The organism is Pseudoduganella umbonata, assembly GCF_014192225.1.
GTDB classification, from domain to species: Bacteria; Pseudomonadota; Gammaproteobacteria; order Burkholderiales; family Burkholderiaceae_D; genus Rugamonas; species Rugamonas umbonata.
The window spans coordinates 111,344-126,271 of sequence record NZ_JACHXS010000011.1 but is presented as its reverse complement, the minus strand read 5'-3'; the positions used below and the strand labels follow the sequence as shown (position 1 = coordinate 126,271).

General features: G+C 64.4%; 17 protein-coding genes. 7 read left to right on the top strand and 10 right to left on the bottom strand.

The window, feature by feature from the left end; genetic code table 11:
- Nucleotides 1–35 precede the first annotated feature (35 nt).
- Both FHS02_RS31250 and FHS02_RS24410 read left to right on the top strand, forming a co-directional pair.
- Nucleotides 36–746, top strand: a complete 711-nt coding sequence (locus FHS02_RS31250) for a hypothetical protein (protein ID WP_137316829.1) — start codon at nt 36–38, stop codon at nt 744–746.
- Nucleotides 747–1,001: 255 nt separating this feature from the next.
- Complete coding sequence (locus FHS02_RS24410) at nt 1,002–1,619, top strand: hypothetical protein (protein ID WP_137316830.1); 618 nt, start codon at nt 1,002–1,004, stop codon at nt 1,617–1,619.
- 335 nt (nt 1,620–1,954) lie between these two features.
- On the opposite strand, the gene FHS02_RS24405 is transcribed toward FHS02_RS24410, so the two are convergent.
- Complete coding sequence (locus FHS02_RS24405; protein ID WP_137316831.1) at nt 1,955–2,200, bottom strand: hypothetical protein; 246 nt, start codon at nt 2,198–2,200, stop codon at nt 1,955–1,957.
- Between the two features lie 202 nt (nt 2,201–2,402).
- On the opposite strand from FHS02_RS24405, the gene FHS02_RS24400 reads away from it, so the two are divergent.
- Genes FHS02_RS24400 through FHS02_RS24390 form a run of 3 tightly spaced genes read left to right on the top strand, consistent with a single transcriptional unit; the run spans nt 2,403 to nt 4,900 of the window.
- Complete coding sequence (locus FHS02_RS24400) at nt 2,403–3,119, top strand: phosphatase PAP2 family protein (RefSeq protein WP_137316832.1); 717 nt, start codon at nt 2,403–2,405, stop codon at nt 3,117–3,119.
- Nucleotides 3,119–4,009 carry a diacylglycerol/lipid kinase family protein gene (locus FHS02_RS24395; RefSeq protein ID WP_137316833.1) on the top strand — a complete coding sequence of 297 codons (891 nt, stop codon included), beginning with the start codon at nt 3,119–3,121 and terminating at the stop codon, nt 4,007–4,009. The genes FHS02_RS24400 and FHS02_RS24395 overlap by 1 nt, the downstream gene beginning before the upstream one ends.
- A gap of 12 nt (nt 4,010–4,021) precedes the next feature.
- The gene (locus FHS02_RS24390) at nt 4,022–4,900 is read left to right on the top strand and encodes a metallophosphoesterase family protein (RefSeq protein WP_137316834.1); all 879 of its coding nucleotides are present in this window, start codon (nt 4,022–4,024) and stop codon (nt 4,898–4,900) included.
- 175 nt (nt 4,901–5,075) lie between these two features.
- On the opposite strand, the gene cls is transcribed toward FHS02_RS24390, so the two are convergent.
- Nucleotides 5,076–6,464: a cardiolipin synthase gene (cls, locus tag FHS02_RS24385; RefSeq protein WP_137316835.1), complete on the bottom strand. Its 1,389-nt coding sequence runs from the start codon at nt 6,462–6,464 to the stop codon at nt 5,076–5,078.
- On the bottom strand, nt 6,461–8,497 hold the full coding sequence (locus FHS02_RS24380) for a site-specific recombinase (RefSeq protein ID WP_137316836.1): 2,037 nt from the start codon (nt 8,495–8,497) through the stop codon (nt 6,461–6,463). The genes cls and FHS02_RS24380 overlap by 4 nt, the downstream gene beginning before the upstream one ends.
- Nucleotides 8,498–8,871: 374 nt before the next feature.
- On the opposite strand from FHS02_RS24380, the gene FHS02_RS24375 reads away from it, so the two are divergent.
- Nucleotides 8,872–9,954 carry a porin gene (locus FHS02_RS24375; protein ID WP_137316837.1) on the top strand — a complete coding sequence of 361 codons (1,083 nt, stop codon included), beginning with the start codon at nt 8,872–8,874 and terminating at the stop codon, nt 9,952–9,954.
- Between the two features lie 219 nt (nt 9,955–10,173).
- Here FHS02_RS24375 and FHS02_RS24370 read toward each other — a convergent pair whose 3' ends face one another.
- The 5 genes from FHS02_RS24370 to FHS02_RS24350 all read right to left on the bottom strand — a co-directional run bounded on the left by FHS02_RS24370 (nt 10,174) and on the right by FHS02_RS24350 (nt 12,919).
- On the bottom strand, nt 10,174–10,716 hold the full coding sequence (locus tag FHS02_RS24370; RefSeq protein WP_137316838.1) for a DUF3617 domain-containing protein: 543 nt from the start codon (nt 10,714–10,716) through the stop codon (nt 10,174–10,176).
- A gap of 15 nt (nt 10,717–10,731) precedes the next feature.
- Entirely contained in the window at nt 10,732–11,397 is a 666-nt protein-coding gene (locus FHS02_RS24365) for a YiaD family glycine zipper/OmpA-like lipoprotein (RefSeq protein WP_137317757.1), read from the bottom strand.
- Between the two features lie 108 nt (nt 11,398–11,505).
- Nucleotides 11,506–11,652 carry a lmo0937 family membrane protein gene (locus FHS02_RS24360; RefSeq protein WP_121670992.1) on the bottom strand — a complete coding sequence of 49 codons (147 nt, stop codon included), beginning with the start codon at nt 11,650–11,652 and terminating at the stop codon, nt 11,506–11,508.
- 113 nt (nt 11,653–11,765) lie between these two features.
- Nucleotides 11,766–11,981, bottom strand: coding sequence for a hypothetical protein (locus FHS02_RS24355; protein WP_137316839.1), 216 nt, complete (start codon nt 11,979–11,981; stop codon nt 11,766–11,768).
- 143 nt (nt 11,982–12,124) lie between these two features.
- Nucleotides 12,125–12,919: a glycine zipper 2TM domain-containing protein gene (locus tag FHS02_RS24350; RefSeq protein WP_137316840.1), complete on the bottom strand. Its 795-nt coding sequence runs from the start codon at nt 12,917–12,919 to the stop codon at nt 12,125–12,127.
- A gap of 155 nt (nt 12,920–13,074) precedes the next feature.
- Here FHS02_RS24350 and FHS02_RS24345 point away from each other — a divergent pair, with 155 nt between their 5' ends.
- A complete protein-coding gene (locus FHS02_RS24345; RefSeq protein WP_137316841.1) occupies nt 13,075–13,821 on the top strand; it encodes a Crp/Fnr family transcriptional regulator in 747 nt (248 codons plus the stop codon).
- A 209-nt stretch (nt 13,822–14,030) separates the two neighbouring features.
- Here the strand turns inward: FHS02_RS24345 and FHS02_RS24340 are convergent, their stop codons facing one another.
- Complete coding sequence (locus FHS02_RS24340) at nt 14,031–14,255, bottom strand: YMGG-like glycine zipper-containing protein (RefSeq protein WP_175425019.1); 225 nt, start codon at nt 14,253–14,255, stop codon at nt 14,031–14,033.
- A 101-nt stretch (nt 14,256–14,356) separates the two neighbouring features.
- Nucleotides 14,357–14,668 (bottom strand): BON domain-containing protein, encoded by a 312-nt coding sequence (locus FHS02_RS24335; RefSeq protein WP_137316843.1) that lies wholly within the window; start codon nt 14,666–14,668, stop codon nt 14,357–14,359.
- Nucleotides 14,669–14,928 lie beyond the last annotated feature (260 nt).

Genomic DNA, 14,928 nt, shown 5'->3' with positions numbered 1-14,928 from the left:
GGCTAAGATGACCTTTCGGATAACAAGGAGGCATCATGCAGAACGACGACAAAGACCGGCTCCAGCAGCCACCGATCCATACGCACCTGCCGGATACGGTGCCGCCCGAGGATGTGAAGAAAATCGTGGGCGACGCAGTGCCGCATGGGGCCGATTACAACTTGCCGCCGCCACCGGGCGCCGGCAAGTCGATGGGCAGCGGCCTCGACGATTCGGTCGGCGGCCCCACGATGGGCGCCGATCCGGTACCGCGCGGCCAGGCAGCCACCGTACGCGACCAGGACAGCCGCGCCGTGGACCAGCACATGGGGAACCTGCAGCAGGGCAATCAACAGCAGGGCAGCGAACAGCAGGGTAACCAGCAGCAGGGCAATCAGCAGCAGGGCAGCGAGCAGCAGGGCGACCAGCAGCAGGAGGGTAACCAGCAGCAGGGTAACCAGCAGCAGGGTAACCAGCAGCAGGGTAACCAGCAGCAGGGCAGCGGCACGGGTTCCAGTTCGGAGGGCGTGCCCGGCAATGCCCAGCGCGCAACGGAGCAGTCCGGCGGAGCGCGCTCGGAAGGCCTGCTGCCCGGTGGCGACGAAGCGGATGGACGCTTCGAAGTCGCCGAGGAAGTCAGTTTCGACCTGCAGTCCGACCAGGCGCGCCAGGTAGGCAGCATGGAAGACGCGGCGAAAGGGCCGCATGGCGACAAGCTGTCCGATGCGGTGGCGGGCACGCTGGGCAAGGATGGCGGCAAGCCTTGACCCATGGTCTTCGCGGGCCGGACGGGTGAGCGGCGTCCGGCCCGCGCAGGACGGCCGGCCGTGCGAACTCGGACCGGCCGGCACCTCACCGGGAGCTTTCCAGTGAGCGTATTGCGAAAAAGATAACAAGCACATTTTTTGGCGCGACTTTTAAGGTGCATCAAATCTCCTGCTGAGCATTCCCCGATGTCCTCTGCCTATACTGCGAAGTATTGGCAACGCAACGTGTGTTGCCGTATAACAAGGGGACTTTCCATGCATCAGGATCCGCTTTTAGCCAGCATTGGCGGCATGCTGCGCCGGTTCAAGCGCGCCGAAGCGTGGCTGCGCAGCGCCGGCCTGCCCGTGTTCCTGGCACGCGTGCCAGTGTGGCTGCTATGCCTGCAATACTGCCTGATGATGCGTGGCAAAACGGTGCGCATCTCCCGCGTTGCCGGGCGTATCACTCAATGGCTCGAAACGATTACCGAGTTGTCCCAGCATGAGAATGCGCGCACCGAATTGCTCGACATGGATGGCGGCATGCGCAACGACCTCGAATCCACCAAGCGCACCCTGCGGCTGTTGCGCGAACTGTGCGTGGATGTCGGTGGCATGTTCGACAGCATCGGGGTTGCTTCCAGGCTCCTCGACAGCATGCAGGAGAGCTTCCTGGACGTCGTGGACGACGCCAGCATCACTGCCACCACGCTGCAGCGCGCACTGGAAATGCACGACATGCGCGCCCTGGTGCTGCTGCGCGAGATGCACGAGGCGGAATGCCAGGGCGGCCTGGAAGAAGCGAATGCCGCCAGTGTGCCGCCGGAAGCGGCGCCATCTCGCGATGTCGGCAAGATTGCGACAAACAGCTTGGGCGTAGCCGCCAAGGCCTGAAAAATGCTGAAGGTGCAGTTGCTTGAAGGTGCAGTTGCTTAAGATGCAGTTGCTTGAAGGTGCAGTTGCTTGAAGGTGCAGTTGCTTGAAGGTGCATACCCTTCAAGGTGCAACGCAGGTATCGGACACCAGCATTGCACCGGCTTGCCCGTCTCATCCCACCATCTCAAGTCACGCCCGGACGTGGCCACCGGCACGTCTGCCGGCCGCGCGCTGCGGTATGTTCGATCATGGCGGGTGAAGAGGGACCGCCATGCCCCAGCGCGCTGGTCACGTCCGCCGTGACCGGTTACGGCCGCACAGTGGCGACCATTGTGCGACACTGCACAGATCGATTACTGTGCTTTCGACAAGATCAACAGCCAGCGGCCGAACAGCAGGATTTCGATATGGCCCGGCTGTACGCCGGTATCGCATTCGATGACCGGATTGACCGCGTAAAAGCGCTTGCGGAAGTCGCGGCATACCAGCATCTCGCGCTTGCCGAAGCGCACCAGGAAGGACGTTGGAGCGTACTCGAGCCCGAAACGCGATTCAAAACGCGAAGGGAGACGGCGAGGGTCGTAGTCGATGGTTGCCATGACAGTTCCTTATCGAAAAAGGATCAAATAAACAAAGAGTTGCAGTGTCAGTCGTATGCCCGTGGAATAAGTTCCGACTTGTTTCCTGGTGCTTTCCGAGCGCTGCCTACTGGATAGAAGCTTAACATAACTACTGTACAAAAACACAGGGCTGTATGAAAAAACAGGTTTTTTGTCTACCCATTGCAAATGCGCTAAACCGATGAGCCGGATTGCCTATTCGAAATTGCTGCGCTTCCTGGAAGCCCGCATCACGCCGGGCGGCGAGTTCGGCCTGCACATGACGGCCGGGCTGGCGATGCTGGTCGCAGCCGTCGCGATATTCCGCGACATTGCCGAGGAGGTCGGCGAGCAGGACGACATCGCCCGTTTCGACGTGCACGTGGCGCAGTGGTTCAACACCCATGCGTTCGAGCCGCTGACGACCTTCATGCTGGGCATTACGCACCTGCATGGCATCGTCGGCATGTCGATCGCGTCGACCCTGCTGGCGGTATGGTTCTGGCGCAGGAAGGCGCAGTACTGGCTGCTGTCGGTCGCCATCACGGTCCCCTGCGGCATGCTGATCAACGTACTGCTGAAGAACGTGTACGCGCGGCCGCGGCCGATGTTCGACGAACCGCTGCTTACACTTTCCACCTACAGCTTCCCCAGCGGGCACACGTCGGCCTCCACGCTGTTCTATGGCCTTATTGCCTGCTATGTCTTCACCACGTCGCCCAGCTGGCGGCGGCGCTGCACGGCGATGGTGCTGGCGGCCATGATGGTGCTGCTGGTGGCGTTCAGCCGCGTCTACCTGGGTGCGCACTACGTGTCCGACGTGCTGGCCGCGATGGCCTACAGCGCAGGCTGGCTGGCAGTCTGCATCGCCTCCGTGTCCACGCTGCGCCGCCGCCGCCTGGCACGCCGGGACGAGTAATGACGCAGGCAGCGGTGATCGTCAATGCGGCGGCGGGGCAGGGGCATGATGGCGGCCAGGCGACGGCGCTGCGCGACAAGTTCGCGGCCGTGGGCGTCGACGCCGACGTGACGCTGGCCGGCAACGGCGAGGAAATGATCGGCGTGGCCCGCGAGGCGCTAGAGGACGGCATCGGCCTCGTGGTGGCCGGCGGCGGCGACGGCACGATGAACGCCGTGGCCTCGGTGCTGGCCGGCAGCCCGGCACGCTTCGGCGTGCTGCCGCTGGGTACGCTGAATCATTTTGCCAAGGACCTGGGCATTCCGCTGGCGCTGGACGACGCCATCGCCACGGTCGCCCACGGCCGGCCGGTGGCGGTCGACGTCGGCGAGGTCAACGGCAGGATCTTCCTGAACAACTCCAGCCTGGGGCTGTATCCGGACATCGTGCGCGACCGCGAAAAGCAGCAGCGCCGCCTCGGCCGCGGCAAGTGGCTGGCATTTTGCTGGGCCAGCCTGGCGGCATTGCACCGCTACCCGTTTCTCAGTTTGCGGCTGCACGTGCACGGCGAAGAGCATGCGCGGCGCACCCCTTTCGTCTTCATCGGCAATAATGCCTATACGATGCAGGGGCTCAGTATCGGCGAACGCACGCGGCTCGATGGCGGGCACCTCAGCCTGTACGTGGCGCAGCGGCCCACGCGGTTCGGGCTGGCGCGGCTGGCCTGCCATGCGCTGGTCGGGCGGCTGGCCGAGGCCCGCGATTTCGACGTGCTGCTGGCCGACGAGCTCACCATCGACACCCGGCGCAGGATGGTGCGCGTCGCCACCGATGGCGAAGTGACGCTGATGGTGCCGCCGCTCGACTACCGTTCGCGCCCCGGCGCACTGACCGTCATGGTCCCAAGCTAACCAGGAGAAAGCATGCGAACCATCGTGCACCTGTCCGACATTCACTTTGGCCGCGTCGACGAGCGGCTCCTCGCGCCACTGCGCGCCACGGTCGAGGCGGTACAGCCGCACGTCGTGGTCGTGTCGGGCGACCTCACGCAGCGCGCCCGCAGCGAACAGTTCAAGGCGGCGCGGGCCTGGCTCGACACGCTGCCGCAACCGCAGATCGTCGTGCCGGGCAACCATGACATCCCGCTGTACAACGTGGCGGCGCGCTTCCTGGCGCCGCTGACGAAATACCGGCGCTACATCACGGCAAACCTGGCCCCCGAATATGTCGACGAGGAAATCGCCGTGATGGGCCTGAACACCGCGCGCTCGCTGACCATCAAGGATGGCCGCGTCAACCGCGAGCAGATCGACCGGCTGCATGACCGCATGGCGAAGGTGGATCCGAAGCTGACGCGCATCGTCGTCACGCATCACCCCTTCGACCTGCCCGAGGCGTTCGAAGAAGACGATCTCGTGGACCGCGCGCCGATGGCGATGGAGGCGTTCTCGAAATGCGGCGTGGACCTGCTGCTGGCCGGGCACCTGCACGCCAGCCATTCCGGCAACAGCGCCACCCGCTACAAGATCGCCGGCTATGCCGCCCTGATCGTGCAGGCCGGCACGGCCACGTCGACGCGCGGCAGGGGGGAAACCAATTCGTTCAACGTGCTGCGCATCGATGGCGACGAGATCCAGGTCGAGCGCTATGGCTGGAAGGACGAATCGGCCGCGTTCGAGGTGGCCACGATCGAAATCTTCCGCCGCGACGGCAACCTGTGGCAGCCGCTGGGCACCACGCCGGACATGCCCGAAGCGATCACCAGCGCCGAAACCGTGGCGCCGCAGATCGCCAGCAGTTGAGGGAAGACGGGCGGGGCTGGTGTCGGACATTTTTTCCGGGAGCTTCATCCGGAAAATGTGTCGGACACCGGTTGTTCCTTGATGTGCCGAATGGCTGAAGAAAACCGGTGTCTGACACATTTTCTGGTAAAAGCCCCAGAAAAAATGTCAGACACCAGTCCCTTCCCGCCGCCGCCTACAGCCAGTAATCCCACACCTTCGACGCCCATTCCTTCACGCGCGTCACCACCGGCCGGTCGCGCCAGGCCGCCAGCGTGACTTCCTTCGAATTTTTCACGTCGTCGCGGAACGCGCTTTCCATTTCCTTGCCAAAGGCGTCGCCCAGCACGATCACGTTGACTTCGGCGTTGTGCTGGAAGCTGCGGCGGTCGATGTTGGCCGAGCCCACGGTGGACCACACGCCGTCGATGACCATGGTCTTGGCGTGCAGCACCGCCAGTTTCAGTTCGTAGATCTGCACGCCGGCTTCCAGCAGCCGGTCATAGAACGCGCGGCCGGCGTGGAACACCATGCCGCTGTCCGATACGCTGGGCAGCACGATGCGCACCTCCACGCCGCGTTTCGCGGCGTCGATCAGCGCCTGTACCGTCTGCTCGTCGGGCACGAAATAGGCGCAGGTGATGTGGATCGATTTCTTCGATTCCTGGATCGCCAGCAGCATCGCCTTGTAGATCTCGTACTGCCCGCCCGGCTCGCTGCCCAGCACGCGCATCAGCTTGTCGCCGGCGATGACGGGGGTGGGGAAGTAATCGGCTTCGCGCAGGTCGTCCGAGTCCTGCCCGGTCCAGTGCTGGATGAACAGCCACTGCATCGCCTGCACGGCGGGGCCCTCGATGCGCACGTGGGTATCGCGCCAGCCCACGTCCTTCTCGCTGCGCGGCCTGCTCTTCGAGCGGAATGGCGAGCTCTTCGAATAGGTGTCGCTGATGTTGATGCCGCCCGTGAAACCGATCTTGCCGTCGACGATCAGCATCTTGCGGTGGTCGCGGTTGTTCACCTTCCAGCCGTTGCCGCGGACCTTGGCCGGGTTCACGGGGTTGTAGGCGACCAGGTGGATGCCGGCCGTGCGCATGCGGTCGAAGAACGCCTGGGGCACCATCAGCGTGCCCACGCTGTCGTAGATGATGTTGACCGTCACGCCAGCCTTCTGCTTGGCGATCAGCAGGTCGGCGAACTTGTCGCCCATCTCGTCCTGGTCGAAGATGTAGGTCTCGAAGTTGACGTGGTTTTTCGCGCCCTCGATGGCCTTCATCATCTCGGCCATCGTCACAGGGCCGTCGAACAGCAGCTTGACCTGGTTGCCGGCAATGAGCGGCACGCCGGTGGCGGCTTCCTCGAGGGCGGCCTGGGCCTTCAGGTCGAGCGTGTTCTTCGACCAGCGCTTGGCCAGCAGCGCCTTGGCGCGGGCCGGCGACAGTTCGCCATTGACCGACTTGACGACCGGTACCGGCGCGGCCGCTTCCCTGGCCTTGTCCGGATCGACGGCCGGCAGCGACGCGCAGGCCACCAGGCACCATCCGGCAAGGACCACCGCCAGGGCGCGGCGTGGATTCCAATGTTTCATTTCATGTCCCCCGACCCGAAGAAAAAGTCCACCGGCGACTTGCGCAGCCGGCTGCCCAGCGCCCGCAGCAGCAGGAAGCCGTGCTCGAACGGAATGCGGCGCGCGCGCAGCGCCACCCATAGCGCGAGGCCGAAACTGACCAGCAGGTTCACGGCCCCGATTGCCAGGAAACCGGTGACGGAAGTCACCACCAGTTGCCAGCTCACATTGTGATCCAACGCGACCAATGCTGTCGCAAAGTTGGCCGACGAGAAAGTAACGTGGCGGATATCAATAGGCAGCCCCAGCAGCAAGCCCAGCGCGCTGGCCATGCCCAGCATGATGCCGAAGAAGAAATTACCCATCAGGCTGCCCAGGTTGTTCTCCAGGTAGCGGCCCAGGCGCACGGTCCGCTCCGCGCCGAGCAGGGCGTTCAGGCCGCGCAGCTGGGCAATGCGGCGGCCCCAGCGCGTGTACAGCGCCTGGTTGTCGTAATACCCCGAGATCAGGCCGGCCAGGAACAGGCACACGCCGGCAATCGCCGCATAGAACAGCGCCGGCGTGTGGATCGGATCGATGTCGTGCAACAAGTGCATCGCCTTGCCCTGCGTGACGAGGTGTTCGCCGGTCAGCTGCAGCCATCCCCATGCAATTAGCCAGGCCGTCGGCAGGGCGGTGGCGATGTTGCCGAGCACGGCCGTGACCTGGGTGCGGAATACCTTGTTGATCAGTTCGGCCAGGCTGTCCGGGTCGATATGGCGCCCGTCGCGGCTCTGCAGGCTGGCGGCGATGTGCGACGCCGTCATCGCCGGCTGCTTCGTCGCCACGGTGAAGTGCAGCAGGTGGATCAGCACGAAGCCCAGCGAATAATTCATCGAGAACAGGAACGCTTCGACCAGCGGCGCCGCGCGCAGCGTGCCCAGCAGGATCTTGAACAGGGCCATGAAGCCCACGATCAAGCCGGCGCCGGCCGCGGACAGGAACATGCCGCCCAGCTCGCGCCGGTTCTCGGCGATGTAGTGCTCGCCGGTGCGGCTGGCGTTCTCCGTCACGTTGCGGGCCAGCAGGTGGATGTTGTCGCGGAACAGGTCGCGTACCGTGTACTTGTTGTTGTGCGCCTCGATCAGTTCCAGCGACATCGCCAGCGTGGCGGCGCGGCGCTGGGCCTGCCGGGTGACGGGGACGCGCTGCGGCTGCGTGCCGACCGTGTTGGTGACGAGGTTGACCGATGGCGCGGCGCGCAGTTCTCCCGATACGTCGACCAGGAACAGCAGCTTGCGCATGCGGTCGATGCTCTGGGTGAGCGTGACCAGCAGATAGGTGAGGGCGATGGTGGTGCCCTGCGCCAGGGCCTTGCGGCGGATGCGGGCGATCACGCTGTCGCACTGGTCGAGCATCACCAGCAGGTGCTTCGGGTCGTCGAGCGTGATGTCCTCGCCCGCCATCAGGCGCGCATAGCCGTCGAGGTAATGCAGCACCTCGCGGTTCTGCACGAGGAACGGCGATTCGAACTCCTCCATCTCGGTATGGAAGTTGGTCAGCTTCGGTTCCAGGCCCACCGCCGCGACGCGGTAGGAGAGGGTGCGGATCGCTTCGAGCATCCCCGGCAGCATCACCGTGCGGTCGCGCCGGTGGAAAATCGTGTCGAACAGGTCGAGCCAGTCGAGTGCCGGCACCGCACTGATCCACTGCCAGTCGCTTTGCTTGTAGAACACCTGGTCGAGCAAATCGGCGAGGTATTCGTCGCCCAGCGCGGGCGGCAGAATGCGGTAGGCGATGCGGCGCTTCAGTTCGGTGAAAAAACCGTCGTTCGACAGCACGCCCACTTCCGTGTACAGGCTGGCGTGGCGGCGCGCCTGCAGCAGGCGCAGCACGTAGGCGCGCAACTGGCGTGCATGCTCCGGGTTGCCACGCAGCAGCTGGGTGAGGGTACGGACGTTGGCGGCGGCGCGAATGTAATTGCCGCGGCGGCGCGGGCGTAGCTGGGCGACGAGATCGACCAGTGCGGCCACCCCCGTCGTCTGTTCATCGATGCTGTCGAGGATGGCAAGCATGGGGCACTTCGTGAAGAAAGTCCGCAGTATACCGCTCGACAGTACCGCGTCTGTACGCTAGCGAACCCAGGCTTTGGCGCCTGTATTCCGGGCGTCGCGTGCATGAGTCATTTCCGTGCATAAACTTCATCGCTCTGCAGTTTTTGATTCCCTTTGACCGCGCACAGGTATATGGTTGAACTATGCATCCTAGTTTGTGAGTCTCCGCACAGAGAGACGATGCGGGCCGGCATTATCCTCGTATCCAGCAATTTTGTTTCAAGCTTTGGATTTGAAGCTTTAGGTAAGCAACCCCCAGGTAACAAACCTCGGGAAAGCACGCAAGGTGGCGGGACCGAGCCAATCGGTCGTTGGACTTGACCTAGAGACGAATCATGAACACCAAGTTGATTGCATTGGCCTGCCTGTTCCCGATGGCGACGCTGGCGCAGGAATCTTCCTCGATCCGCGTGTATGGCGTGCTCGATGCCGGTGCCGTGTCCGAGCACGATTGCCCGAGCGGCGACTGCCCCAGCACGAAGATCTCGCCCGGTGTGTCCACCGGCTCCGTCCTGGGTTTCTCCGGCCAGGAAGACCTCGGCAACGATACCCGTGCCATTTTCACGCTGGAAGCGGGCGTGCGCAACGACACCGGCCAGTCGGACCAGGGCGGCCGCCTGTTCGGCAGCCAGGCCTACGTGGGCCTGGCGAACCGCTGGGGCGCACTGACGGTGGGGCGGCAATACGATGTCGGCTATGAAACGCTGTCCGAAGTGGCCGACCCGTTCCACGGCGGCACCGCCGGCACCGCGACCAACCTGATCGGCAACGGCACGAAGCGGTCGGACAACGCCATCAAGTACCGTTCGAACACCTTCCGCGGCTTTTCGGCCAGCGCGATCTACAGCTTCGGCGAATCGGCGTTCAGCACCACGCGCAATCGCGCGTATGGCGCGACGATCGGCTACCAGGGCGGCCTGTTCACGCTGCGCGCCGCGCACCAGCGCAAGAACAACTTCCTGCAAGGCGCCGGCGCCACCACGCCGGTCGACCTGTCGTCCCGTAATTCGCTTATCGCGGCCAACATGCACGTGTCGAAGGCTGCCACCGTCTATGCTGCCTATGCCGTCAACAAGGGGGTCGGCAGCTCGCCGTGGGACCAGGACAATCCGTATGGTGCGCTGGTGCTGGCATCGCCGTCCACGCGCAGCAACGATGCGCTGGCCGGCGTGTCGTACTCGACGGGCCCGGCCACGTTCATGGTGTCGTATATCCGCAAGGACGACCGCACGCTGGCCAACCAGGACGCCAACCAGATCGCCGCCGGCGTGACCTACATGATGTCGAAGCGCACGGCGTTCTATGCCGCCTACGCGAAGATCAAGGACGAGAACAACGCGCCGTACACGGTCGGCAACTTCAGCGAGCAGGGCAAGGGGCGCAGCGCCATCAACCTGGGCTTGCGGCACGCGTTCTGAGGGCAGGGGATGACGGCTGATGCGGACCGGTGCCGCGGACTGGTGTCGGACACCCTCGGGGTGTCGGACACCGGTCTTTGGCAGGGATTGGTTTACGTGGTTTCGGATACTAAAACCGGTGCCTGACACCATTCCCGGATGAAGCGTCCGGGAATAGTGTCAGGCACCAGTGGCGGCCACGGTTGAATCAGGCACCACCTGCGCTTTGCAAGCCCGGCGTCACTGCACCGGCGGCGTGCTGCCGCAATCGGCGGACACCCAGCGTCCGGCGCTTTCCACCGTCATCTGCTGGGCCTGGCCCTGCATGGTGCTGTCCACGTTCATCCGCATCGAATAGCCGCTGTCGCCTTCGAAGATCACCTGGCCGTTTCCGGACGATGGCGGCCGGCTGCATTTGAATGCGATGTTCAGGCCGCCGGGCACCGGCGACTGGGTCGTCGTGCACTGGCCCGGCTGGCCGGACGGCAGGCGCGGGTTTTCCGCCTGTTCCTTCGACAGGCAGAAGTTCACCTTAACGCCGCCGCCGTCGGCCAGCTGCATCGTCACGCCATGCCGGGCCAGCATCTGGTCGACGGCGCGGCGCTGCTCGGCCGGCAACGAAGCCATCTGCTGCTGGGCCAGGGCCAGCGCCTGCATCGTCTCGGGACTGGCGGCGGCGACCTTGCTGGTCATTTCCCACAGCCCCGGTTTCAGCGCGGCGCCGTGCGCCGCCTGCGCGCAGGCGGCGGCAAGGGCCATGGCGAGCAGGCGTGACGGTTTCATGTCGGCCTCCGCGGGTCAGGAACGCGGTGCCGGTTCGGCCACGTAGATCTCCACGCGGCGGTTGCGGGCGCGGCCGCTGTTGTCGTCGTTCGACGCGATCGGTTCGCGGGCGCCGCGGCCTTCGACCACCACGCGGGCAGGCGACACGCCGCGCGAAGCCAGGTAGTCACGCGTGTGCGAGGCGCGCTCCACCGACAGCGGCTGGTTGACCGAATCGGAACCCGTGCTGTCCGTGTGGCCGATGATCGTCACCGTGGTGGCAGGATTTTCCTTCAGCGTGGTGGCGAAGCGGTCCAGGATCGGGCGGAAATTGTCCTTGATGTCAGCACGGTTGGTGTCGAACGAGATGTCGCTCGGGATTTCCATCCGCAGCCGGTTGTCGGCGGTCTGCGAGACCTGCACGCCGGTACCCGCGGTTGCCTGTTCCATGGCCTGCTTCTGGCTTTCCATCCGTTTCGACCAGATGTTGCCCACCACGGCACCGGCTGCCGCACCCAGTACGGCGCCGCCGGCCGCGCGGCCGCCGCCGCCGCCACCGGTCGTGGCACCGAGGATGGCGCCCAGTCCGGCGCCCACGCCGGCACCCGTGGCGGTGCCGCGCTGCGTCGTATCCATGTTGGCGCAACCCGTGGCGCCGAGGGTCATCGCTGCGGCCACGGAAACGACAACGGCCTTGCGCATTGCATATGGAATGTTCATGATTTTTCTCCTCCTAGTATTCGCATTGTAGACCCTGCAAAAAACAGGGCGGCGCTGCATGCATGCAGCGCCGCCACGGTGCCGTCAACGCTACAGGCCTCGTCCGCTGATCAGGCGCAGCAGGATCATGATGACGGCGACAACCAGCAGGATGTGGATGAAGCCGCCGATGGTGTAGGAGGTCACCAGGCCCAGCAGCCAAAGGATGATAAGTACTACGGCAATTGTATAAAGCATGATCGTCCTCTCTTCTCGGGTTTAATATGTCCGGCTTGGCGCCGTCATGGATTTCAGTATGCGAGGAAGCGCCGCCGGCTTCTGTACGGTGCCGTACGAAGTTTGTCATTTCTTCATTTTTTTCCCGGCCGCGGTACCCAGCCCAGCATCCCCAGCATGCCTGTAATGCCGAGCAGGCCGGCCAGCAGGCCGCCCGTCAGCAACACCAGCGACATCACTTCGGCGGCGCCGTCTACCACATCGATTCTTCCTTCCTGCAGTTCCAGGTAGGCGATCCGCGCCAGCAGCAAGCCCGTGGCGATCAGCCAGCCCCACAATGCCTTGTTCATCCCGTTCTCCCCGTGCGCCTGAGGCGCGTGATTTAGCGTGCACTTTTATTGTCGGGTTCTCTCAGCAGGAACTTCTGTTCGCTGCCAGACAAAGCAAAAAAAAGCCCCGCACGATGGCGGGGCTGTGACACAAGCACAACGGTTCAGCGTGACTGGAGAATGCCCTCGACCACCTTGACCTGGTCGCCGCCACGCCAGACCGGCGAGTCGGTATAGAAGGTGCGCAGTTCGCCATCGTGCATGCGCACCACCACTTCGTAGTTGCGCTTGCCCTTCAGGCTGCCCTCGACCTGGTTGCCGACCACGGCGCCACCCACGGCACCGGCGATCGTGGCAAGGTCGCGGCCACGGCCATCGCCGACCTGGCGGCCCAGCAGTCCGCCGACCACGGCGCCGCCGGCGGCGCCCACGCCGCTGGCGTCGCCGCGCGTCTTCCCGTCCTTGACCGATTCGACGATGCCGCACTCGTTGCATACGGATGCCGCGCGTTTCGATTCCGCGGCCTTGTCGGCGGCGCGCTCGCGTTCGCGTTCACGCTGCAGCGCCTTGTCGCGTACCGGGGCCGGCACGCGTTCTTCCTGGGCCGGCACCACCGGTGCGCTCACGGCGGCCGAGCCGCCGGTGCTGCCGGCTGCCGAACCGCCGGACGTCGTCAGGTCGCGGGTCGGCGTGCCATTGATGGTGCCGGCGCCGGCCGCGTACTGGCTCGACTGCGTTGCCGGAGTGGCCGGTGCCACGGGCGCCGTGGCCAGCTGCTCCGCCGGCGGCGTCATCAGTTCGCCCGGCCTGCCGGCGTGTTTTGCGGAGGGCAGCCAGCCCATCAGCGCAGCGATGCCGACGCCGCAAAACAGGATCAGTATGACGGCCGCGATGATGAAGATGGCGGGTACGTTGTGCTTTGTGGGTGGCGTGCTTGGGTGGTTGTTCGGCTGGTTCATCTGGACTCCTCGTTGTATGTATGGGCCGTTGCCGGCACGATGAAACGATTGTCCTGCCGCACCGGCGGGTGTTCCGTGCGTCACCGTACATACACCTCGGTAAGGAAACGTTAACCTCGTTACAAGATGTGCACATGCCAACCGATCAGACCAATATGAACCTGAATTTTGACACCGCGCACAGTAATCCGGCCCTGTTGCCGCAAGTGAGTAATCGCTTGCTGGCCAGCCTCCCGGAAGAGGACCTCGTCCAGATCGAGGCCCTGTGCGAGCCGGTGCAAGCCGAAGTGGGCGAGGTGTTATATGAACCCGGCCACCCGATCGCCTTCATTTACTTTCCCGTCGATGCACTGGTCTCGCTGCTGGCCGTGGCGGAAGGGCGCATGACGCTCGAAGTGGGCTCGATAGGCCGCGAAGGCATGCTCGGCGCCTCCGTCGCGCTCGGCCACCGCCAGGCGCAGGTACGCGCCGTGGTGCAGCGCGCCGGTACTGTGCTGCGCATGGGCGCCGAGGATTTCCGTGACGGCTTCGCGCGCATGGAATCGCTGCAGCACCTGCTGCACCGCTATACCGACACGCTGCTGGCGCAGGCGATCCAGATCGCCGTATGCAGCCGCTTCCATGTGCTGGAGGCACGGCTGGCGCGCTCGCTGCTGATCACGCGCGACCGCCTGCAGTCCGAAAAATTCCATCTGACGCACGAGTTCCTCGCCCACGCGCTCGGCGTGCGGCGCGTCGGCGTCACGAAGGCGGCCAGCGCGCTGCAGAACCAGAAGCTGATTACCTACAGCCGCGGCAACATCGAGATCCTCGATTCGGCGGGGCTGGAAGCGGTGTCCTGCCGGTGCTATGAACTGGTCAAGGAAAACGGCGCGATCGGCATGGGCAAGGTCTTCGTGTAAGCGCAAGCCATGGGCGGCGCATTCATATCAAGCGCATCGCCGGAAGCACATCGCCGGAAGCACATCGCCGGAAGCACATCGCCGGAAGCACATCGCCGGAAGCACGTCGTCTGAAGCGCATCGTCCGAGGTGCATCGTTTGAAGCGGCGTCTGGAGCACAACGAAAAACGGAGCCCGAGGCTCCGTTTTTTCATGGTGGACCGCTGCGGTCAGCGGGTCGGCTTGCTGACCTGGTTGCCGATCACGCCGCCGACGGCAGCCCCGCCCACGGTGCCCAGCGCCGAGCCGCCGGACAGGGCGGAGCCGGCCACGGCACCCACGCCGGCGCCGATGGCGGTGTTGCGGTCCTGTGCCGACATGTTGGCGCATGCCGACAGGCCCAGTACGGCGCCCGCGACGGTGAGGCGCATTGCGATCTGTTTGATGTTCATGATGCACTCCTTCATAAATTGCCCAGCGAAGTTGATGGAGCGTTCCGGTCGTGCCGGCATCGCCGTGACTTCACCCTGACTTGCCTGTTCGACCCTGCTTGCCCTTACTTTACTTTCAGGTCGTTCCGGACGACTTTCACGCCGCTGATGCTGCGTGCCGCCGCCACCGCCTTTTCGGCCTCGTCGGCGCTGGCGGCAAAGCCGGACAGGCGAACTTCGCCGTCATACGCTTCCACCATGATGTCGGCGGGATTCAGGCCCGGCTGGCTGGCCAGGCCGGCCCGCACGTTGGTGGTCAGCGCGCTGTCGCTCATCTCCACGCTGGCTGGAGGCGACACGTCGACGGATGCACAGGCCACCAGCATCGCCAATACGATGCCGGACAGGACGGTCGTCGGGGAAGTCAGGTTGTTCATGGCTCGCTCCTCGTTTGAAAGGGGGCGGCACTAGCGTCACTAGGTCCGCACCGATGGAACGAGCTTAAGAAAACGGTATAAACCGAACTGTTCGCGAACGCACGCAGTAACGAATTGTTACCTTTGTATTGCCTAGTTTAACCTTGCAAGCTGCGGCATCGCACTGTCGCGGCAAGGCAGCCACCACAGTGTGCGGTGCCGCACGCTGGCGTGCACTCCAGTGCGCCTTTGCAACGGCCATCTCCCTTATGTGCGGCACC